The following is a 20,786-nucleotide window of genomic DNA, read 5'->3' on the forward strand; positions in this document are numbered from 1 at the left end:
AATTGAAAGATTGTTGCTGGCGAGAAGGCTGCAATTCGGTACACTATAGCGTTAACACTTCAAATTGAAGCCTAAGGATAAGAGCACTTAACATGACTGAACCATTCCAACATATTTCTGTATTGCTTAATGAATCTATTGATGGGCTTGCCATTAAGCCAAATGGGGTCTACATCGATGGAACATTTGGCCGAGGAGGGCACAGTCGAAATATTCTCTCTAAGCTGGGAGAAAACGGTCGCCTATACAGCATTGATAGAGATCCGACTGCAATAGCTGAAGCAAAAAAGATTGATGATTCTCGATTTACTATTATTCATGGTCCTTTTTCTGGCATTGCGGATTACGCCGCACAATTTGATCTGGTTGGCAAAGTAGATGGTGTTCTTCTTGATCTGGGCGTCTCCTCGCCTCAACTTGATGATGCGGAACGTGGCTTTAGTTTTATGAAAGATGGGCCATTAGATATGAGAATGGACCCTACAAGTGGAATATCGGCTGCTCAATGGTTACTTGAAGCGGAACTTGATGATATTACTTGGGTATTAAGAGAGTTTGGAGAAGAAAAATTTGCCCGACGTATTGCTCGAGCGATTGTCACTCATCGAGAAGATGAGCAAAAAGAACCTCTAACTCGTACTAGTCATTTAGCTAAACTGATTTCTGATGTATCTCCCTCTCGAGAAAAAAAGAAACATCCAGCGACACGAAGTTTTCAAGCTATCCGAATTTATATTAATAGTGAACTTGAAGAGATCGATTTAGCTTTAAAAGGTGCGTTGAGTGTTTTAGCTCCTAAAGGTCGATTATCAGTGATTAGTTTCCACTCACTAGAAGATCGTATGGTGAAGCGTTTTATGCGCAAAGAGAGCCGAGGACCAGAAGTACCGCACGGCATTCCCTTAACTGAACAACAAATTAGTGCATTAGGTAGCGCTGCGTTAAAAACCGTCAGTAAAGCAATAAAACCATCGAGCGATGAAGTTGAAGTTAACAACCGTTCACGTAGCTCAATGCTAAGGATTGCTGAAAAATTATAATGGAGCACAAGCCAAGCCTAACCAAGCTCATTGGAAAAGATATTATTACAGTGGGCCCCATTCCTTTTATATTGCTAATAATCATATTTGCGATGGCAATGGGTATTGTTTTCAATACTCATCAAACTCGTCAGTCTATTTCAGCCAAAGATCAAGCTTATGAAGAGCGTGAACGTCTTGATAATGAGTGGCGAAATTTAATATTGGAAGAAAATGCATTGGCTGAACATAGTCGAGTTCAAGAAATGGCGATTGATGACCTTGAAATGAAACGTCCAGATGCGGATAAAGAAGTGGTGATTTCTTCCCAATGAATACTAAGAAAGTGGTAAAGCGGGCGAAAAGTCCGATAAAAAAGAAAGTCGCTAATAAAAGAGTTGAGAAAAAAGAAGAGATTCTGCTTATTCCTTGGCGGTTTTATCTTGTTATTGCTTTTGTGTTCATTATTTTTTCTGCTCTTATCGCACGTGTGGCTTATATCCAAGTAATCGAGCCGGATGATCTTGTTAAGCAAGGTGATATGCGTTCCGTTCGTGTTAAATCTATCCCTTCTGCCCGGGGTATTATTTCAGATAGAAATGATGAACAGCTCGCCGTTAGTGTGCCAGTTCAAGCTGTCTGGGCTGATCCTGTTGCCATTTTTAAAGCGGGTGGGTTTGCAGAGCGAGATCGTTGGTACGCTTTGGCCGATGTTCTTGGAATCAAGCGAGAAGCACTCCTTCAAAAAATAGAGAAAAACAAGAAACGTCGCTTTATCTACTTACAGCGGCAGGTTAGCTCTGCGATGGCAAATTATATTGGTGAATTGAAACTTGCTGGCGTTGGCTTGAATAGCGAATCTCGACGATATTACCCTACCGGAGAAGTGAGCGCTCATGTTATAGGGGTGACAGGTATTGATGATCATGGTTTAGAAGGTGTAGAAAGAAGCTACGATTCATACTTGACTGGAGAAGCCGGTAAAAAAACCATTCGTAAAGATCGTTATGGCCGAGTGGTCGAAAATATTGCTCTGAATGAAAGAAAAGAAGGCAACCCTATTCAGTTAACGATAGATCAGCGTTTACAAGCCATTGCTTATCAAGCGATCAAGCAAGCGGTTGCCGATTATCGAGCCACTTCTGGTTCCGTAATTATATTAGATGTGGATACTGGAGGGGTACTAGCGATGGTTAATGCCCCTTCTTACAATCCAAACAATAAAGAGCAATTGCAAAGCTTCAAAATGAGGAATCGGACCATTACCGATTCATTAGAACCCGGTTCAACCATGAAACCTTTTGTAGTCTTAGCTGCCTTAGAAAATGGCACTGCAGATATTGATACGGTAATAGATACCGGCACGGGCATAATGCAAATTGGTGGTAGCCGAGTTCGAGATAGTTCCAAAATTGGCAAAGCTGATCTCGCGACTATTTTAAAAAAATCGAGCAATATTGGTGTCGCTAAGCTTGCTTTAGATATGCCACTAAATGCTTTGCTAGGTATGTACAGCTCGGTTGGTTTTGGCTCATTGAGTGGTATTGATTTAGTGGGTGAAACTCAAGGTTTATTCCCTGATCGCCGTCGTTGGTCTAAGTTTGAAATTGCCACATTGGCATTCGGTTATGGAATAGCGGTTACGCCTATTCAACTGGCTCATGCTTATGCAACGTTAGGTAGTCATGGTTTGTATCGTTCATTACATATAATTAATGACAATCAATTTGAACGTTCGCAAAGAGTAATTAGCGAAAAAAACGCCAAATATGTTCTAGAAATGCTGGAAGGCGTGACTCAACAAGGTGGTACAGCAACTAGAGCGGCGGTTCCAGGTTATCGTATTGCCGCTAAAACAGGTACATCACGTAAAGCGATTGCTGGAGGGTACAGTGACGAATATGTAGCAATCGTCGCGGGAGTTGCCCCAATTAGTCATCCTAAAGTGGCGATGGTTGTCGTGGTTAATGAACCACAAGGTGACCAATATTACGGTGGTACAGTAGCCGGACCGGTTTTTTCTGACGTGATGAGATCAACATTACAAATTTTAAATGTCCCACCAGATGCAAACTAGTCTAATTGGTTGGTCATCGTACTAAAAATAATAAATTGAAAGGTAAACTTTATGCTTAACAAGCAAAGTTTAATGTCGTTGTTGTCTCCTTGGTTTGAATCGTCAATGTTCGACAATCAGCAAGCTATCTTACGCAAGATAGCAGTGAGTAATCTTGAACTAGATAGTAGAAAAGTGGCCTCAGGTGATATTTTTGTTGCCATTAAAGGGCACGCCATTGATGGACGGTTGTTTATTGATAATGCTATCGAAAATGGAGCTATTGCGGTTATTGCTCAAGCCGATGATGTTCACACACACGGTTTTATTGATATCGACTCTAGCTGTCCTATTATTTACATTGAGCAATTAAATTATATTTTGTCTGAATTGTCTGCTCGCCTTTACCACAGTGACGCTAAACTTGTTGGGGTGACAGGAACCAATGGCAAAACGACCATTACGCAGATAATGACTCAGTGGATTGAATTACTTGATCAACGAGCAGCCGTGATGGGGACAACAGGCAACGGTTTTTTAAATGATTTACGTTCTTCGAGTAACACAACGGGCAGTGCGATTGATATTCATCGAACAGTAGCTGAGTTATCAGATTTAGGTGCTCGTTATGCCATGTTAGAAATATCTTCTCACGGATTGGTTCAAGGACGGGTAAAAGCCTTGCCATTTTCTGCAGCAATTTTTACCAATTTGAGCCGAGATCATCTGGATTATCATGGCACGATGGAAGCCTATGCACAGGCAAAGTTAACTTTATTCACTGAGCATGATTGTAAACGAGTGATTATTAATGCAGATGATGAGGTTGGATCAACATGGTTAACTTTATTACCGAACGCTGTTGCAGTTTCTCTCAAAGGAAAAATAGAACGCAAACTAAGTTTATGGGCAGATAAGCTCGAATATACAGAGAAAGGCATTACTGTCTCGTTTGACGGTTATTGGGGGAAAGGGCACTTTACAGCGCCATTAATTGGTGATTTTAATGCGTCAAATTTGCTGCTGAGTTTGGCCACCTTATTATCACTCGGCTTTGATAAAGATGAATTATTGAGTTTGTCATCAAATTTAAAGCCCGTAATTGGCAGAATGGAGCTATTTCAAGCACCGTATAAAGCGAAAATTGTTGTCGACTATGCACATACACCTGATGCGTTAGAAAAAGCGCTTGCAGCACTGCGTGTACATTGTTCTGGGCAACTTTGGGTGATTTTTGGTTGCGGTGGCGAAAGAGATACGGGTAAGCGACCTATGATGGCCAAGATTGCAGAAAGATTAGCCGATAAAGTGATTTTGACTGATGACAACCCTCGCAGTGATGATCCGTCAGCGATAGTGAATGATCTATTGGCTGGCATGGAAAAACCAGACAAGGCTTTGGTTATACATAATAGATATCAAGCCTTACAAGCAGCCAGTCAGCAAGCCAGTCAGAATGATATTATTCTGCTGGCAGGCAAAGGGCATGAAGATTACCAAGTTCTAAACGGTGAAACGATCCATTACTCAGATAGAGAATCTGCTTTGAAGGTATTAGGAATAAAATCATGATTTCTACTTCTTTATCGACTATTGCTCAAGCTCTTGATGCCGAGATAATAGGGAAAAATGTAACCATTGATACGGTTTCTACCGACACTAGAAGCATAAATCATGGTGCGTTGTTTATCGCATTAGTTGGAGATAATTTCGATGCGCATGACTTTTGTCATGTTGCGCAAAAAAATGGTGCCGGTGCGCTATTAGTTGAAAAAAAGCTGGATATTGAATTACCGCAAATTATTGTTAAAGACACTAAACAGGCACTTGGTTTGTTAGCGGCTTGGGTACATAAGCAATGTGATGTTAAAACCCTCGCTATAACAGGGAGTTGCGGTAAAACAACAGTTAAAGAAATGGTTTGTTCTATTTTAAGCTTAACTGGCAAAGTACTCGCCACGGCTGGTAACTTTAATAATGAAATAGGGGTTCCGTTAACGTTATTACGTAGTCAGCCTGATGATGACTACGCAGTGATAGAGTTAGGCGCTAATCATATTGGTGAGATTAGCTATACAACTCAATTGGTGAAACCAAGCGTTGCATTAGTCAATAATGTTGCAGCGGCCCACTTAGAAGGCTTTGGCTCTATCGAAGGTGTTAAACAAGCCAAAGGAGAAATATTTGAAGGTCTTCCTTCTACTGGAACGGCTATTTTGAATTTAGACAGCCAAGGTGGCAGTTTATGGCAAAGCGTCCTAGAGAATAAAGAAGTTAAATCATTTTCTGAATTGAATTCTCAAGCGGATTATTACGCAAAAGGTATTCAATTAGATCATTTGGGCTATGCCCATTTCATAATGCACACTCCTATTGGAGAATGTAAAATTCGGCTATCTGTTATTGGTCGACATAATGTTGCTAATGCATTAGCAGCGGCTGCGTTAGCGATTGAATTTGGCGCAACCTTACAAAGTGTTGTTAATGGGTTAGGTACGGTTGTTAATGTTCAAGGTCGTGTTGAAGTTAAGCAGCTACACGATAAGTTGACGCTCATTGATGACAGTTACAACGCCAGTGTTCCTGCGATGAACGCTGCAGTAGATTTACTCTCTACTTTCAACGGTACGCGGTGGTTAGTTCTTGGCTACATGGCTGAGTTAGGTCAAGAAAGTCTTGAACTTCATCGTCAACTCGGGGAATATGCAGCTCAATTTAATTTTGAACATGTTGTTACCTTCGGTGAAGACGCGAAGGTGATTAGCAAATTGTGCCATGGCCTACATTTTTCAACACACGATGAATTAATCGAGTATCTAAATCAACAATTGCAAGATACAACGGAACAAGTTCATACGGTGTTAATTAAAGGTGCGAACGGTGCTCGAATGAGTATTGTGGCTGAAGCTTTAAAGGAGAAGCATAAATGATCATCTGGCTAGCCGATTTATTACAGCCATATTTCTCGTTTTTTCGACTATTCGAGTACCTATCTTTTCGCTCTATATTAAGTGTTATTACTGCGTTAAGTTTATCTTTATGGATGGGACCTAAGTTGATTGAGCGATTGCAATTATTGCAAATTGGTCAAGTTGTTAGAAATGACGGTCCTGAATCTCATTTTAGTAAACGCGGAACCCCAACTATGGGAGGGGTTATGATTTTAGCCTCAATCTTAGTAACGGTGTTACTTTGGGCTGATCTTACCAATATTTATGTTTGGGCCGTTATTTCGGTTTTACTTGGTTATGGTGCTGTTGGTTTTGTGGATGATTATCGCAAAGTGGTGAGAAAAGATCCTGCTGGATTAATTGCAAGATGGAAGTACTTCTGGCAATCGGTGATCGCTTTGGTAGTGGCATTTGCGTTATATGCACACGGTAAAGATACGGTAGCGACACAACTTGTGGTGCCGTTTTTTAAAGATGTTATGCCACAATTAGGTCTGTTTTATATTGTATTAACCTACTTTGTGATTGTTGGAACCAGCAACGCTGTTAATTTAACTGATGGGCTTGATGGGTTGGCTATTATGCCTACCGTGTTAGTGTCAGCCGGTTTTGCCGCGATTGCATGGGCGACAGGTAACGCAAACTTTTCACAGTACTTGCATATTCCTCATGTTCCTTTAGCCAGTGAATTAGTGGTTGTTTGCACTGCGATGGTCGGGGCTGGATTAGGCTTTTTATGGTTTAATACCTATCCTGCGCAAGTCTTTATGGGCGATGTTGGCTCGCTTGCTTTAGGTGGTGCATTAGGCACTATTGCTGTATTAGTTCGACAAGAATTTGTTCTTGTTATTATGGGCGGGGTTTTTGTAATGGAAACCTTATCGGTCATATTACAAGTTGGCTCGTATAAAATTCGTGGTCAAAGAGTATTTAGAATGGCCCCCATTCATCATCACTATGAATTAAAAGGTTGGCCAGAACCGAGAGTTATTGTTCGGTTTTGGATTATCTCTATCGTACTGGTGTTAATTGGGTTGGCAACACTGAAGGTTCGATAAAAATGGATCGTTGGAACGATATTAACAATGTTGTTGTAGTTGGGCTTGGTGTCACAGGTCTATCGGTTGTTAATTACCTTATTAGATTAAATAAATCGTTAAATATTAAGGTGATTGATACACGAGAAGAACCACCAGGCCGTGGAGAACTGGATAAGAGCATTCCGTTACATACAGGTGATTGGAACTCCGAATGGTTACTAGCTGCTGACTTGGTGGTGGTAAATCCTGGAATTGCACTAGCAACAGCTGAAATTCAACAAGTTTTGCAAGCCAATATACCAGTTGTTGGCGATATTGAACTTTTCGCTTGGGCTGTAAAGGCCCCAGTTCTTGCCATTACTGGCTCGAATGGTAAAAGTACCGTAACGGATCTTACTGGAGTGTTAGCGGCTGCCGCCGGAATTAATGTTGCTATTGGTGGTAATATTGGTGTCCCTGCTCTAGATTTACTTTTAGAGCCTCGTGATCTTTATGTGTTAGAGCTTTCCAGTTTTCAGCTAGAAACCACATCTAGTTTGTCTTTGATTGCAGCCGCATTTCTTAACCTTTCTGAAGATCATATGGATCGCTACCAAAGTATGCGGTCTTACCAACAGGCTAAACTTAGAATTTTTGATAATGCTAAAAACCTTATCGTAAATAATGAAGATAAAGAAACCTATCCTGTCGAAATTACACAGCAACAAAATGTAATCAGTTTTGGGTTACAATCCGGCCAGTTTAGTATTATGTCTATTGATGGATCGGAATGGTTGTCTAATTCTGGTGAACCCATTTTAGCCGTGAATGATTTGGCATTAGTTGGTCAACATAATATGGCTAATGTATTGACGGTGTTGGCTTTACTCTCATGTCTCGATGTAAACAACCAGAATATTCTTGAAGCACTCAAATCTTACACAGGGTTGACACATAGATGCCAAGTAGTAGTAGATAATCGTGGTATTAAGTGGGTCAATGATTCAAAGGCAACCAATGTTGCAAGTACATTAGCTGCACTTTCAGGATTAGAGCTGCAAGGCACGTTGCATTTATTTGTGGGCGGTGTTGGCAAAGGCGCTGATTTTTCAGAGTTAGCTCCTGCATTAGCGAAATTGAATGTGAAGTTATACTGTTTTGGTAGAGACGGCGACCAGTTTACGTCGTTGCATCCTTCTGCTAGTCGTTGGGATGGTATTGATGATATCGTTCAGGCTATTGCGCCTGTTCTAAAATCTGGTGATATGGTTATGCTTTCACCTGCTTGCGCTAGTTTTGATCAATACAAAAATTTTATGGCTAGAGGGGATGCGTTTACCCAGTTAGCTAAACAGAATGCTTAGGATGAGTGATTAGTGTCAAAATTGGCCAGGATTAAGGAAAGTATTAGACAACTCAGTCGCTCCAATGCTCCTGATGCATTGTTTGATCGTCAGTTAGTCTGGATATCCCTGTGTCTTATGCTGACAGGGCTAGTCATGGTGACATCTGCATCATTTCCAATTAGCTCTCGTTTAACTGACCAGCCTTTTCATTTCATGTTTCGGCATGGTTTTTTTGTTTTTCTCGCGATTTGTGCGTCTGCGGTTGTCTTGTATATTCCGATAGAAAAATGGCTCAAATACAGTTATCACTTACTCGCATTCTCTATCGTTTTATTGATCGTCGTTTTGATTTTTGGTAAGTCAGTTAATGGAGCATCTCGTTGGATCCCACTGGGATTATTCAACTTTCAGCCCGCAGAGTTAGCAAAACTATCGTTATTTATATTTATGGCTGGCTATTTCGTACGAAAAGGCGAAGCCGTTAGAGAAACTTTTTTTAATGGCTTCACTAAGCCGTTAATTATTTTTGCTATTTTAGCCGTGTTGTTGTTAAAGCAACCCGATTTAGGCACCGTCGTTGTTATGCTAGTAACTCTATTCGCGATGCTGTTTATTGCAGGCGCTAAATTATGGCAATTTATTGCATTAATGATGGTGGGGATCGCAGGGGTTGCACTACTCATAGTCATTGAACCTTATCGAATGAGACGTATAACGTCGTTTTTGGACCCTTGGGATGATCCATTTGGCAGCGGCTATCAACTTACTCAGTCTTTAATGGCATTTGGTCGTGGCAATTGGTTTGGACAAGGGTTAGGTAATTCAATTCAAAAACTGGAATATTTACCAGAAGCACATACAGATTTTGTTTTTGCTGTGATTGCTGAAGAGTTGGGGTTTGTCGGTGTTACATTAGTTCTGATACTTATCTTTTCGCTCGTTGTAAAAGCGATTTTAATTGGTAAAAAAGCGTTAGAATCAAGAGAGCAGTTCGGTGGCTATTTAGCGTTTGGTATTGGCGTCTGGTTTGCTTTCCAGTCAATGGTTAATGTAGGCGCAGCGGCTGGAATTGTACCAACAAAAGGGTTAACCCTTCCTTTAATTAGTTATGGTGGCTCGAGTTTAATTACAATGTCTATTGCGGTTTCTATTTTATTGCGTATTGATCATGAGCGTCGGCTCGGTTTACTCAATAATAACCAGCAAGACATTGAACAGAAAAATAGTGAAGATCACGAGCAAGTTACTGCACAGCACGGGTAAAGCTGACAGGCAAGAATACCGCGAAATAAAGCCGACAATAATCGATTAAGGACCAAGAATAATATAATGAAAAATAGAAAAAAATTATTGGTTATGGCTGGTGGTACAGGTGGTCATGTCTTTCCAGGCTTAGCCGTTGCGAAACAACTGCAGCTTGAAGGTTGGGATATTCGCTGGTTAGGTACCGCAGATAGAATGGAAGCGGACTTAGTTCCTAAGCATGGTATTGAAATAGACTTTATTAAAGTTAAAGGCTTGCGAGGCCAGGGAATAATAAAACTTATTATGGCGCCCTTTCAGATTATTAATGCCATTATACAGGCAAAACGACATATTAATCATTGGCAGCCGGATGTGGTGTTAGGAATGGGAGGCTATGTTAGTGGCCCAGGAGGCATTGCTGCTTGGTTAAGTGGTATTCCGGTTGTACTGCATGAACAAAATGCAGTGGCAGGTTTAACTAATCAATGGTTATCAAAAATAGCTAAAAAAGTATTCCAAGCATTTCCCGGTGCCTTTAAAGATGCGCAAGTGGTGGGCAATCCAGTTAGGCAAGATGTGGTACAACTTGAATCTCCACAACTAAGGTGGTCACAAAGAACAGGACCAATACGAATTTTGGTCATGGGTGGCAGTCAAGGAGCAAGGATCCTCAATACAACAATGCCGGAAGTAATGAAAAATTTGGGCAATGATTATATCGTTTGCCACCAAGTCGGAAGTAATAATCAGCAAACAGTACAAGCTGCGTACGATCAAGCAGAAGTTAGCCATGCTGAAGTAACAGAATTTATCAGTGATGTGGCGGCGGCTTATCAATGGGCCGATATTTTAGTTTGTCGTTCCGGTGCGCTTACGGTATCGGAAGTGTCTGCAGCTGGAGTCGGGGCGATTTTTATCCCCTTTATGCATAAAGATCGACAACAAGCACTTAATGCCGATCATTTGGTTGAATGCGGTGCTGCAAAAATGATAGAGCAACCCGATTTAAGTGTAGAAAAGTTGACTAATATGCTGTCATCTTTAGACCGGGCTCAATTGTTAGCGATGGCAAAGAGTGCAAGAACAGCCGCACAACTAGACGCGGATAAAATTGTTGCTAAGGCAATTGTCGCCTTAACAGAAAAATGAGAACAACGTAATGACCTTAGACCCTACTCAAGATTTACTAAAAATTCGCGCAGTTGTCCCTGAAATGCGGCGCGTAAAATGTATCCACTTTGTGGGTATTGGCGGTGCAGGTATGAGCGGCATTGCAGAAGTATTGCTTAATGAAGGTTATCAAATTTCAGGTTCTGATCTGGCTTCTAATGCGGTTACCGATAATCTAAGTAGCAAAGGGGCAGATATTTACTTTGGTCATTCAGAGAAAAATATTGAAAAGGCTAGTGTTGTTGTCGTATCAACCGCAATCAAAGCTGATAACCCAGAACTTGTCGCAGCGAAAAATAAGCGAATACCGGTTGTGCAACGAGCGGAAATGTTGGCTGAGCTGATGCGTTTTCGTCATGGTATCGCTGTCGCAGGGACTCATGGTAAAACCACTACAACCGCATTAGTGACCCAAATATATTTTGAAGCCGGAATGGACCCCACATTTGTTAATGGTGGCTTGGTTAAAAGCGCAGGCACGAATGCTCGTTTAGGATCTAGCCGCATTTTGATCGCAGAAGCAGATGAAAGTGATGCTTCCTTTCTGCATCTTCAACCTATGGTCAGCATAGTAACTAATATTGAAGCTGATCATATGGATACTTATGGTGGTGACTTTGCTGTTCTTAAACAGACTTTTATCGATTTTCTGCATAATTTGCCTTTTTACGGTCAAGCGATTGTCTGTATTGATGATCCTGTTGTGCGAGAACTGATCCCACAAATTAGCCGTCAAGTCATTACTTATGGATTCTCTAAAGATGCCGATGTTCGTTTAGAAAATTATTCACAGCAAGGTCAGCAAGGCACATTTACTGTTATTCGAGCGGGTAAAGAACCGCTAAATATTACCTTGAATATTCCAGGACGTCATAATGCTCTAAATGCCACAGCGGCAATAGCTGTCGCCACCGAAGATGACATTTCTGATTCAGCAATCATGGAAGCAATGGCAGGTACCGAAGGGACAGGTCGTCGTTTTGATCATTTAGGTGAATTTGAAACAGGCAATGGTAACGTTATGCTGGTGGATGATTATGGACACCACCCTAGTGAAGTTGATGTAACGATTCAAGCCGCAAGAGCAGGGTGGGGAGACAAGAGGCTTGTGATGATTTTTCAGCCTCATCGATACAGCCGTACTCGAGATTTATATGATGATTTTGCCAACGTTTTAGAAAATGTTGACCTGCTAATCATGTTGGATGTTTATTCTGCTGGAGAAAAACCAATACAGGGAGCAGACAGTCGATCACTATGTCGGACGATACGCACTCGAGGTCAAATTGACCCTGTGTTTGTTGCCAATCAAGCAGCTTTACCGTCGGTACTGGCGAATTTGATAAAGGATGGGGATCTCGTGTTAACTCAAGGTGCTGGTGACGTTGGAAAAGTCGCTAAGCAGCTTGCTAGTTTGAAACTCGATATAAATGCCATGCGAAATATTAAGTAATCTTATTTCTGATTAAAATGGTATGATTTATGGTTTTTTAGTCGAATATTATTCGGCAGGGGTAGATACTTTGCTGAGGCTAAGTATAATTTAATGGCTAGAATGGATGCATTAATAAGCTGACTCTTTATAAAAAGAGGTTAACTTATTAGTGTGAATAACGTTATATACTATGAATAGAGCAGTAAGCGAAATGACTTCTGAATATATAGACGATCAGAAGCATGTAACAAAAATTAAAAAGCATGCTATTGGAAGCATGTTCTTACTGCTAGTATTATTCTCCATCGGCTTTTTATTACATCTCACTTTTAGTTGGATGCTAGATGAACAACGTCTTCCCCTTTCAAAATTGATATTGCAGGGTGAGCTCGAATATATTTCAGGCAAAGATATACAACTTGCACTGAGTAATATGGATAGTATTGGTACATTCATGTCACAAAATGTGGATGAGTTACAACAAACTATTACTGAGTTACCTTGGGTAGCACAGGTTTCTATTCGTAAACAGTGGCCTGATTTAATTAAGGTTTATTTAGTGGAACATAAAGCATCTGCTATTTGGAATGGAAATGCATTATTGAACCTATCTGGTGATGTGTTTAAAGCCGACGTGGCAGAGTTGAAAGAAGATAAAGTTAAACTTTATGGACCTTCAGGCAGTAATAGAGAAGTACTTGCTACATGGAGTAAGATTAGTCCATTATTTGGGCCACTAGGGTTACATATATCATCGCTAGTACTTAATGATCGCCATGCTTGGCAAATTATACTAGATAATGGTATTCGACTAGAATTAGGTAAAGATTCACTTGATGAAAGGCTTGAGCGATTTTTGTCGTTGTACCACCGTTTAGGCAATGATACTCAACGAGTGAGTTATATCGATCTTAGGTATGATACAGGAGCTGCAGTGGGTTGGTTTCCTGAAGATGATTTAGAGCAAGAGAGAATAAATGACTAGAAATGCAGACGACAATATTATCGTTGGCCTAGATATTGGCACTGCAAGTGTATCTGCATTGGTTGGGGAAGTGCTTCCCGATGGTCAAGTTAACATAATCGGCGCAGGAAGTAGCCCTTCCAGAGGTATGGACAAAGGTGGCGTTAACGATCTTGAGTCAGTAGTTAAGTCGGTGCAAAGAGCAATCGACCAAGCTGAATTGATGGCTGAGTGTAATATCAGTAGTGTGTTTTTATCGATATCAGGTAAACATATTGCTAGCCGTATAGAAAAAGGCATGGGTACTATCGCCGATGAAGAAGTCTCTCAAGATGATATGGACAGAGCGATTCATACTGCTAAATCGATAAAAATTGGTGAAGAACAGCGAATTTTGCATGTTATCCCACAAGAGTTTACGATTGATTATCAAGAAGGCATAAAAAACCCATTAGGTTTATCGGGTGTTCGGATGGAAGTCAGCGTTCATCTTATTTCTTGCCACAACGATATGGCGAGAAATATTATAAAAGCGGTTGAACGATGCAACTTAAAAGTAGAACAACTGGTTTTTTCTGGTTTGGCATCAAGCAATGCAGTTATAACCGAAGATGAAAGAGAGCTCGGTGTTTGCGTAGTTGATATCGGAGCAGGCACTATGGACGTTTCAATCTGGACAGGTGGCGCACTACGACATACAGAAGTTTTTTCCTATGCAGGAAACTCCGTTACTAGTGATATTGCTTTCGCCTTTGGTACACCGGTTGGTGATGCAGAAGAAATAAAAGTTAGGTATGGGTGTGCTCTTGGTGAATTAGTCAGCAAAGATGATACAGTAAACGTACCAAGCGTTGGTGGTCGACCTTCTAGAATTCTAAAGCGTCAAGAGTTGTCTGGCGTTATTGAAGCACGATACGCTGAATTAATGGGCTTTATTAATCAGTCAATGAATACCGTGCAAGCGAAATTAAGAGATGATGGTATTAAACATCACCTCGCTGCTGGTGTGGTCTTAACCGGTGGTGCTTCACAAATGGAAGGAATGGTTGAATGTGCCGAACGTGTTTTTGGTGCTAACCGGGTTCGAGTAGGTAAGCCTTTAGAAGTCAGTGGGCTTACTGATTACGTTAAAGAGCCGTATAATTCTACGGCAGTTGGATTACTTCATTACGCAAAGGATAGTCAAATTAATGATGATGGTGAATATAGTGAACCAAAACGGTCCTCATTTACCTCAGTTTTTAGTAGAATGCGTAATTGGATACAAAATGAGTTTTAACCTGAGAGCAGGAAAAGCGGAGATAACACATGTTTGAGCCGATGATGGAAATGTCTGACGATGCAGTAATTAAGGTCGTTGGTGTTGGTGGTGGTGGCGGTAACGCGTTAGAGCATATGGTTCGTGAATCTATTGAGGGCGTTGAGTTTATTAGTGTCAACACTGATGCTCAAGCATTGCGTAAAGCCAGTGTTAGTAGTGTTATCCAAATCGGTGGTGATATTACCAAAGGGTTGGGTGCTGGTGCTAATCCTCAAGTTGGTCGTGATTCCGCTCTGGAAGATAAAGAAAAACTTAAAGAAGTACTTAATGGTGCCGATATGGTATTCATCGCCGCTGGTATGGGTGGTGGTACTGGTACAGGTGCTGCTCCAGTTATTGCTGAGGTAGCGAAGGAACTAAATATCCTAACTGTTGCCGTAGTAACAAAGCCATTTGGTTTTGAAGGTAAAAAGCGTCTTGCTTTTGCAGAACAAGGAATTGAAGAGCTTTCTAAACATGTTGACTCTTTGATAACAATTCCTAACGAAAAATTACTTAAAGTATATGGTAGAAGCGTAACATTGCTCGAAGCGTTTGGTTACGCGAACGATGTGCTAAAAAATGCAGTTCAAGGTATTGCGGAACTCATCACTCGACCAGGTATGATTAACGTCGACTTTGCAGATGTTAGAACAGTGATGTCTGAAATGGGTCATGCAATGATGGGTAGCGGAGTTGGTAGCGGTGAAGAGCGTGCAGAACTTGCTGCTGAAGCGGCAATATCTTCGCCTTTATTAGAAGATATAGACTTATCAGGTGCTCGTGGCGTATTAGTCAATATTACTGCTGGGCTAGATATGCGTTTAGATGAGTTTGAAACCGTTGGTAATACAGTAAAAGCCTTTGCATCGGATAACGCAACTGTAGTAATCGGTACTTCTCTTGACCCTGATATGAGTGAAGAATTCCGTGTGACTGTTGTTGCAACTGGTATCGGCGCAGAAAGAAAACCTGAGATGACATTAGTTGCTGGCTCGGCAGCAAAACCTAAGCCTGCAATGTCACCATCAAATGCTCAACCTATTGCCGCTAAAACTGAAGATAAAGCGGCACAGGTTTTGCATCGAAAAGAAGAGATAAAGCCACAACATTCAACAACGTCAAATAGTAGTCAGTCGCATGCACAAGCTAGCAGTCACTCAGAGACAAATAGCGCATCACCAGCAAGCGGTAATGCAAGTCAAAGCGCAGCTCCTAAGACGGATAAAGAAAGTGGTTACTTGGATATTCCTGCATTTCTTCGTCGCCAAGCTGACTAAGAAATAGACTATAAATTTGACATAGGTCTAGTTTGTGGTAGTATCCGCGGTCAGTTTTATCGCTGGCAGTGATAAATAACACTAACTAGAGGCAAGGTAGATGATCAGACAACGTACTCTGAAAGAAATCGTAAAAACAACTGGGGTGGGTTTACACTCCGGACGTAAAGTTACGCTTACCTTGCGTCCAGCAGCAGCCAATACTGGTGTTATTTATCGCCGTACCGACCTTAACCCAGCGGTTGATTTTCCTGCAGACCCTTCGTCTGTGCGTGATACCATGCTGTGTACCGCTCTTGTTAATGACGAAGGCGTACGAATTTCGACAGTTGAACATTTAAATGCTGCACTGGCGGGTATGGGTATCGACAACGTTATCGTTGAAGTGAATGCACCTGAAATTCCTATTATGGATGGCAGTGCAAGCCCATTTGTGTATTTATTGCAATCTGCTGGTATAGAAACATTGAATGCACCAAAAAGGTTCATTCGAATAAAGAAACCAGTGCGCTTTACTGATGGTGATAAATGGGCTGAACTTGTGCCTTATAACGGATTCCGTATGGATTTCGAAATAGAGTTTGAGCACCCAGCTATCGATGCAGACGAACAGCATCTTCTATTCGACTTTTCGACTAACGCTTTTATTAAAGATATATCGCGTGCACGTACATTCGGTTTTATGCATGATATTGAGTACCTGCAATCTCAAAATCTGTGTTTAGGTGGTAGCTTCGATTGTGCAATCGTTCTTGATGAATATCGTATCCTTAATGAAGAAGGCCTTCGTTTCGATAATGAATTTGTGACACATAAAGTATTGGATGCCATTGGTGACTTATACATGTGTGGTCATAGTATTGTTGGTGAGCTTCGTGCCTATAAATCAGGCCATGCATTAAATAACCAACTATTACGAGCGGTTCTTGCCGATCAAGAAGCATGGGAATGGGCAACCTTTGAAGAAGAAGCAGGCTCTCCTGTTGCTTTTGCAGAACCTAACCTGGTGTTAGCATAAATAGACAGCGTTAATAAATGATTTATTAAAAACCAGGCTTTTAGTCTGGTTTTTTTTCATCTAAATCTTATCAATTACCTTTCTAGCCATGAATTGATATTCGCTATATCAGTGATAAGGTCAGAATAAATGACGCCTGGTTGAATGCTTCAAGTCACCTGGTACTCTTATACATAGGCAGTCTGGTCTATTATAAGTAGAAGGAAGCCAACCAAAATTAGGCAAGCGGCAACTATTGTCGCTTATTGATTATAATGACACTTAATTGCCATATTTGATGATCTACCACATTATCATTAGCTATAAATATTGAGTAAACTTGTTTGTTTACTGAGCATTGTGAACAAAAAAACTCTATCTGAGTCAAAATAATCTAAATGCTGATGGAATAAATCAATTTATCCCTTAATATGATGAGATCTTTTTAAACATAACTTGAATTTCATCAGGCTAGCCACAATATCTGGTTCATAGAATAGTATCTGGTCCACAGAATAATATTTGATCAATAGAAAAAGTATCTGACCAATAGAATATTTTTCAGAGTTCTTGTTTTAAATGAGACTAATCGGTCTAAACGAGAAAGCATTGAGAAGGCTTAAAGCCAAACAACATGAGATAGGCACAAAATGATAAGTAAGCTACTGACGAAAGTTGTTGGCAGTCGTAATGATCGAACACTGCGTCGATTACGAAAGATTGTAAAACAAATTAATAATTTTGAACCTGAATTTACCGCTTATTCAGATGAGGAACTGCAAGCCAAAACGGTTGAATTCCGCCAACGCATAGAAAAAGGTGAGGAACTCGATAAAATTTTACCGGAAGCATTTGCAACCGTACGAGAAGCTTCTAAACGTATCTATGGTATGCGTCATTTCGATGTTCAGCTTATAGGCGGTATGGTACTGAACTCAGGCGAAATCGCAGAAATGCGTACTGGTGAAGGTAAAACGTTAACCGCGACATTGGCGGCTTACCTAAATGCCTTGCCAGGTAAGGGTGTACATATTGTTACTGTAAATGATTACCTAGCTACTCGTGATGCAGAAACTAACCGAGCTCTATTCGAATTCTTAGGTATGACCGTAGGTATTAACGTACCTAACATGTCTCCACCGGAAAAACAGCAAGCCTACCAATGTGACATTCTTTACGGTACCAACAATGAATTTGGTTTTGATTATCTTCGAGATAACATGGCATTCCGTAAAGAAGATCGTGTGCAGAGAGATCGTTATTTTGCTGTTGTCGATGAAGTTGACTCCATTCTTATTGACGAAGCAAGAACACCATTAATTATATCCGGCCCTGCTGAAGACAGTTCAGAACTTTATACCAAAATTAATACGCTTATTCCTTCACTTCAATTGCAAGAAGAAGAAGATACTGAGGAATATCGAGGAGATGGGCACTACACGTTAGATGAAAAATCTAAACAAGTTCATCTGACTGAAACTGGTCAAGAGTTTGTTGAACAGCTGCTTATTACTAATGGCATGATGGAAGAGGGAGATACTCTTTATTCTCCAACTAATATTAGTTTACTTCATCATGTGAATGCGGCACTTAGAGCTCATGTATTGTTTGAAAGAGACGTTGATTATATCGTTAAAGATGATGAAGTAATCATTGTTGATGAACATACTGGGCGAACTATGCCAGGGCGTCGTTGGTCTGAAGGACTACACCAAGCAGTAGAAGCTAAAGAAGGCGTGAAAATTCAGAATGAAAACCAGACGTTAGCATCTATTACCTTCCAGAATTATTTCCGACTATACGAAAAACTTTCTGGCATGACGGGCACAGCAGATACTGAAGCGTTTGAATTTCAGTCGATTTATTACTTAGATACCGTAGTTATCCCAACCAACAAACCTATGGTTCGAGACGACATGCCCGATGTGGTTTATCGTACAGAATCGGAGAAATTTGCGGCAATTATTGAAGATATAAAAGAACGTGTTGCTAAAGGGCAGCCTATTCTGGTCGGTACAGTTTCAATTGAAAAATCAGAATTACTTTCGAACGCTTTAAAGAAAGCTAAAATTAAGCACAATGTACTGAATGCTAAATTTCACGAACAAGAAGCAGACATTGTTGCTTTTGCAGGTGCTCCGGGTGCGGTAACCATTGCCACCAACATGGCAGGTCGTGGTACCGATATTGTACTTGGTGGCAGTTGGCAAGCTCAAGTCAGCAAAATAGAGTCGCCTAGTGAAGCTCAAATTGAAGAAATTAAAGCAAAATGGCAAGTGGAACACGATAAAGTGCTTGCATCAGGTGGCCTACATATTATTGGTACCGAGCGCCATGATTCACGACGTATAGATAACCAGTTACGTGGTCGTTCAGGCCGTCAAGGTGATGCTGGTTCATCAAGATTCTATTTATCGATGGAAGACTCATTATTACGTATCTTCACTTCAGACCGCATGGCAGGTCTAATTCAAAGTGGTATGGATGAAGGGGAAGCGATTGAAAGTCGCATGCTTTCACGTTCTATCGAAAAAGCCCAACGTAAAGTTGAAGGAAGAAACTTTGATATTCGTAAACAGCTTCTTGATTATGATGATGTAGCGAATGATCAACGTAAAGTTGTATATGAACTCCGTGATGAATTAATGGAAGTTGATGATATCAGCGAAATGGTTGATCACAACAGAGAAGATGTATTCGATGCGGTAATGAATGAATATATTCCACCTCAATCACTTGAAGACATGTGGGATATTGAAGGGTTACAAGCACGTTTGAAAAACGATTTCGATCTTGAACTGCCGATTCAAACTTGGTTAGATGAAGACGATAAACTGTATGAAGAAGCGTTACGTGAACGTATTTTAGCTACTGCTGTTGAAGTTTATAAGGCAAAAGAAGAGACCGTTGGGGCTCAAGTTTTACGTAATTTCGAAAAATCGGTAATGCTACAAACGCTTGATAACCTGTGGAAAGAGCACCTTGCTGCGATGGACCATTTACGTCAAGGTATCCATTTACGTGGTTATGCTCAGAAAAACCCTAAACAAGAATACAAGCGCGAATCTTTTGAGTTATTTGAAAACTTACTTGAGATGCTTAAAACCGATGTGATTATGATTTTGAGTAAAGTAAGAGTTCAGCAGCCAGAAGAAGTGGATAAAATGGAGGCAGAGCGTCAAGTACAGGCTGAAGAGGCTGCTCGTCGCCAACAATTCCAACACAGCACGACTGAAAATCAGTTAGAAGAAGAACAATCAAGTGACGGTTCAAAACCTATGGTTCGTGACGAACGTAAAGTTGGTCGAAATGAACCTTGTCCATGTGGTTCTGGTAAAAAATACAAACAGTGCCATGGTAAAATAGGCTAGGGCAGTGAGTTGAGTAGCTGATAATAAAAGGTCGCGTAAAGCGGCCTTTTTAATGCGTGAAATATAAAATTGGTTGGTTGAAATGTAAAGGATGTCCATTTATGCTGTCAGTCAATTTAGGATATCCAAAGTTCAGATTAGTTAGCTAACAATCAGTATATGGACTGAATATGAAACGTTTACACATTGTCGCGGCTATTATTTTTAATGCCGAAAAAGATAAGATTTTTATCACTAAAAGAGCGAAAGAAGCACATCAAGGTGGCCTGTGGGAATTTCCAGGAGGTAAAGTTGAGAACAATGAAAGCGCTCAACAAGGCTTGATTCGAGAGTTATATGAAGAAGTAGGGATCGTGGTAACCGAATTGAGCCTATTTGAACATCTTAATTATGATTACCCTGATAAATCACTAGAATTTGATTTTTTTACTGTTAGCCAGTTTCAACACGAGCCTTTTGGTAAAGAAGGCCAGCTAGGGGAATGGGTAAAAGTAGAATCACTGATGGATTACGAGTTTCCTAAAGCAAATGTTCCTATTGTGAGTAAAATAATTGAGTTGAGTGTTTAACTTCCTCATTCTACAAGTTACTCTCAAGTTACAATTAATATTCAAGCTATGTCAAAGCGATAAG

Annotated in this window: 16 protein-coding genes; all 16 read left to right on the top strand. The window is 40.6% G+C overall.

Translation table 11 applies throughout. From position 1 onward, the window contains the following. The first annotated feature begins 92 nt into the window (after positions 1-92). The 16 genes from rsmH (at position 93) to mutT (ending at position 20,722) form a co-directional block, all read left to right on the top strand. Positions 93-1,040, top strand: coding sequence for a 16S rRNA (cytosine(1402)-N(4))-methyltransferase RsmH (rsmH, locus tag ACLKML_RS14110; protein WP_413285838.1), 948 nt, complete (start codon positions 93-95; stop codon positions 1,038-1,040). Further along, positions 1,040-1,354: a cell division protein FtsL gene (ftsL, locus tag ACLKML_RS14115; protein ID WP_413285839.1), complete on the top strand. Its 315-nt coding sequence runs from the start codon at positions 1,040-1,042 to the stop codon at positions 1,352-1,354. The genes rsmH and ftsL overlap by 1 nt, the downstream gene beginning before the upstream one ends. Next, positions 1,351-3,096 carry a penicillin-binding transpeptidase domain-containing protein gene (locus ACLKML_RS14120; RefSeq protein ID WP_413285840.1) on the top strand — a complete coding sequence of 582 codons (1,746 nt, stop codon included), beginning with the start codon at positions 1,351-1,353 and terminating at the stop codon, positions 3,094-3,096. The genes ftsL and ACLKML_RS14120 overlap by 4 nt, the downstream gene beginning before the upstream one ends. Positions 3,097-3,147: 51 nt before the next feature. Then, complete coding sequence (murE, locus tag ACLKML_RS14125) at positions 3,148-4,647, top strand: UDP-N-acetylmuramoyl-L-alanyl-D-glutamate--2,6-diaminopimelate ligase (protein ID WP_413285841.1); 1,500 nt, start codon at positions 3,148-3,150, stop codon at positions 4,645-4,647. Further along, positions 4,644-6,005 carry a UDP-N-acetylmuramoyl-tripeptide--D-alanyl-D-alanine ligase gene (locus ACLKML_RS14130; protein ID WP_413285842.1) on the top strand — a complete coding sequence of 454 codons (1,362 nt, stop codon included), beginning with the start codon at positions 4,644-4,646 and terminating at the stop codon, positions 6,003-6,005. The genes murE and ACLKML_RS14130 overlap by 4 nt, the downstream gene beginning before the upstream one ends. Beyond that, positions 6,002-7,084, top strand: coding sequence for a phospho-N-acetylmuramoyl-pentapeptide-transferase (gene mraY, locus ACLKML_RS14135; RefSeq protein ID WP_413285843.1), 1,083 nt, complete (start codon positions 6,002-6,004; stop codon positions 7,082-7,084). Before ACLKML_RS14130 ends, mraY begins: the two co-directional genes overlap by 4 nt. Positions 7,085-7,086: 2 nt before the next feature. Continuing rightward, complete coding sequence (murD, locus tag ACLKML_RS14140; RefSeq protein WP_413285844.1) at positions 7,087-8,409, top strand: UDP-N-acetylmuramoyl-L-alanine--D-glutamate ligase; 1,323 nt, start codon at positions 7,087-7,089, stop codon at positions 8,407-8,409. Positions 8,410-8,430: 21 nt separating this feature from the next. Next, the gene (gene ftsW, locus ACLKML_RS14145) at positions 8,431-9,654 is read left to right on the top strand and encodes a cell division protein FtsW (protein WP_413285845.1); all 1,224 of its coding nucleotides are present in this window, start codon (positions 8,431-8,433) and stop codon (positions 9,652-9,654) included. A 66-nt stretch (positions 9,655-9,720) separates the two neighbouring features. Beyond that, entirely contained in the window at positions 9,721-10,785 is a 1,065-nt protein-coding gene (gene murG, locus ACLKML_RS14150) for an undecaprenyldiphospho-muramoylpentapeptide beta-N-acetylglucosaminyltransferase (RefSeq protein ID WP_413285846.1), read from the top strand. Positions 10,786-10,795: 10 nt separating this feature from the next. Beyond that, entirely contained in the window at positions 10,796-12,259 is a 1,464-nt protein-coding gene (gene murC, locus ACLKML_RS14155) for a UDP-N-acetylmuramate--L-alanine ligase (protein ID WP_413285847.1), read from the top strand. A gap of 193 nt (positions 12,260-12,452) precedes the next feature. Continuing rightward, complete coding sequence (locus tag ACLKML_RS14160; protein WP_413285891.1) at positions 12,453-13,226, top strand: cell division protein FtsQ/DivIB; 774 nt, start codon at positions 12,453-12,455, stop codon at positions 13,224-13,226. After that, positions 13,219-14,484 (top strand): cell division protein FtsA, encoded by a 1,266-nt coding sequence (gene ftsA / locus ACLKML_RS14165; protein WP_413285848.1) that lies wholly within the window; start codon positions 13,219-13,221, stop codon positions 14,482-14,484. The genes ACLKML_RS14160 and ftsA overlap by 8 nt, the downstream gene beginning before the upstream one ends. Positions 14,485-14,513: 29 nt before the next feature. Further along, positions 14,514-15,785, top strand: coding sequence for a cell division protein FtsZ (ftsZ, locus tag ACLKML_RS14170; protein WP_413285849.1), 1,272 nt, complete (start codon positions 14,514-14,516; stop codon positions 15,783-15,785). A 100-nt stretch (positions 15,786-15,885) separates the two neighbouring features. After that, positions 15,886-16,803, top strand: coding sequence for a UDP-3-O-acyl-N-acetylglucosamine deacetylase (lpxC, locus tag ACLKML_RS14175; protein ID WP_413285850.1), 918 nt, complete (start codon positions 15,886-15,888; stop codon positions 16,801-16,803). A 629-nt stretch (positions 16,804-17,432) separates the two neighbouring features. Beyond that, positions 17,433-20,153, top strand: coding sequence for a preprotein translocase subunit SecA (gene secA / locus ACLKML_RS14180; RefSeq protein ID WP_413285851.1), 2,721 nt, complete (start codon positions 17,433-17,435; stop codon positions 20,151-20,153). 170 nt (positions 20,154-20,323) lie between these two features. Then, positions 20,324-20,722, top strand: coding sequence for an 8-oxo-dGTP diphosphatase MutT (gene mutT, locus ACLKML_RS14185; protein WP_413285852.1), 399 nt, complete (start codon positions 20,324-20,326; stop codon positions 20,720-20,722). Positions 20,723-20,786: the final 64 nt, after the last annotated feature.

Source organism: Vibrio sp. MA40-2, from assembly GCF_047302445.1.
In the GTDB taxonomy this organism is placed as follows: domain Bacteria; phylum Pseudomonadota; class Gammaproteobacteria; order Enterobacterales; family Vibrionaceae; genus Vibrio.

Bases quoted from the DNA above. Each gene is read 5' to 3' on its own strand.
- rsmH (WP_413285838.1), top strand. From the start codon at position 93: ATGACTGAACCATTCCAACATATTTCTGTATTGCTTAATGAATCTATT.
- ftsL (WP_413285839.1), top strand. From the start codon at position 1,040: ATGGAGCACAAGCCAAGCCTAACCAAGCTCATTGGAAAAGATATTATT.
- ACLKML_RS14120 (WP_413285840.1), top strand. From the start codon at position 1,351: ATGAATACTAAGAAAGTGGTAAAGCGGGCGAAAAGTCCGATAAAAAAG.
- murE (WP_413285841.1), top strand. From the start codon at position 3,148: ATGCTTAACAAGCAAAGTTTAATGTCGTTGTTGTCTCCTTGGTTTGAA.
- ACLKML_RS14130 (WP_413285842.1), top strand. From the start codon at position 4,644: ATGATTTCTACTTCTTTATCGACTATTGCTCAAGCTCTTGATGCCGAG.
- mraY (WP_413285843.1), top strand. From the start codon at position 6,002: ATGATCATCTGGCTAGCCGATTTATTACAGCCATATTTCTCGTTTTTT.
- murD (WP_413285844.1), top strand. From the start codon at position 7,087: ATGGATCGTTGGAACGATATTAACAATGTTGTTGTAGTTGGGCTTGGT.
- murG (WP_413285846.1), top strand. From the start codon at position 9,721: ATGAAAAATAGAAAAAAATTATTGGTTATGGCTGGTGGTACAGGTGGT.
- murC (WP_413285847.1), top strand. From the start codon at position 10,796: ATGACCTTAGACCCTACTCAAGATTTACTAAAAATTCGCGCAGTTGTC.
- ACLKML_RS14160 (WP_413285891.1), top strand. From the start codon at position 12,453: ATGACTTCTGAATATATAGACGATCAGAAGCATGTAACAAAAATTAAA.
- ftsA (WP_413285848.1), top strand. From the start codon at position 13,219: ATGACTAGAAATGCAGACGACAATATTATCGTTGGCCTAGATATTGGC.
- ftsZ (WP_413285849.1), top strand. From the start codon at position 14,514: ATGTTTGAGCCGATGATGGAAATGTCTGACGATGCAGTAATTAAGGTC.
- lpxC (WP_413285850.1), top strand. From the start codon at position 15,886: ATGATCAGACAACGTACTCTGAAAGAAATCGTAAAAACAACTGGGGTG.
- secA (WP_413285851.1), top strand. From the start codon at position 17,433: ATGATAAGTAAGCTACTGACGAAAGTTGTTGGCAGTCGTAATGATCGA.
- mutT (WP_413285852.1), top strand. From the start codon at position 20,324: ATGAAACGTTTACACATTGTCGCGGCTATTATTTTTAATGCCGAAAAA.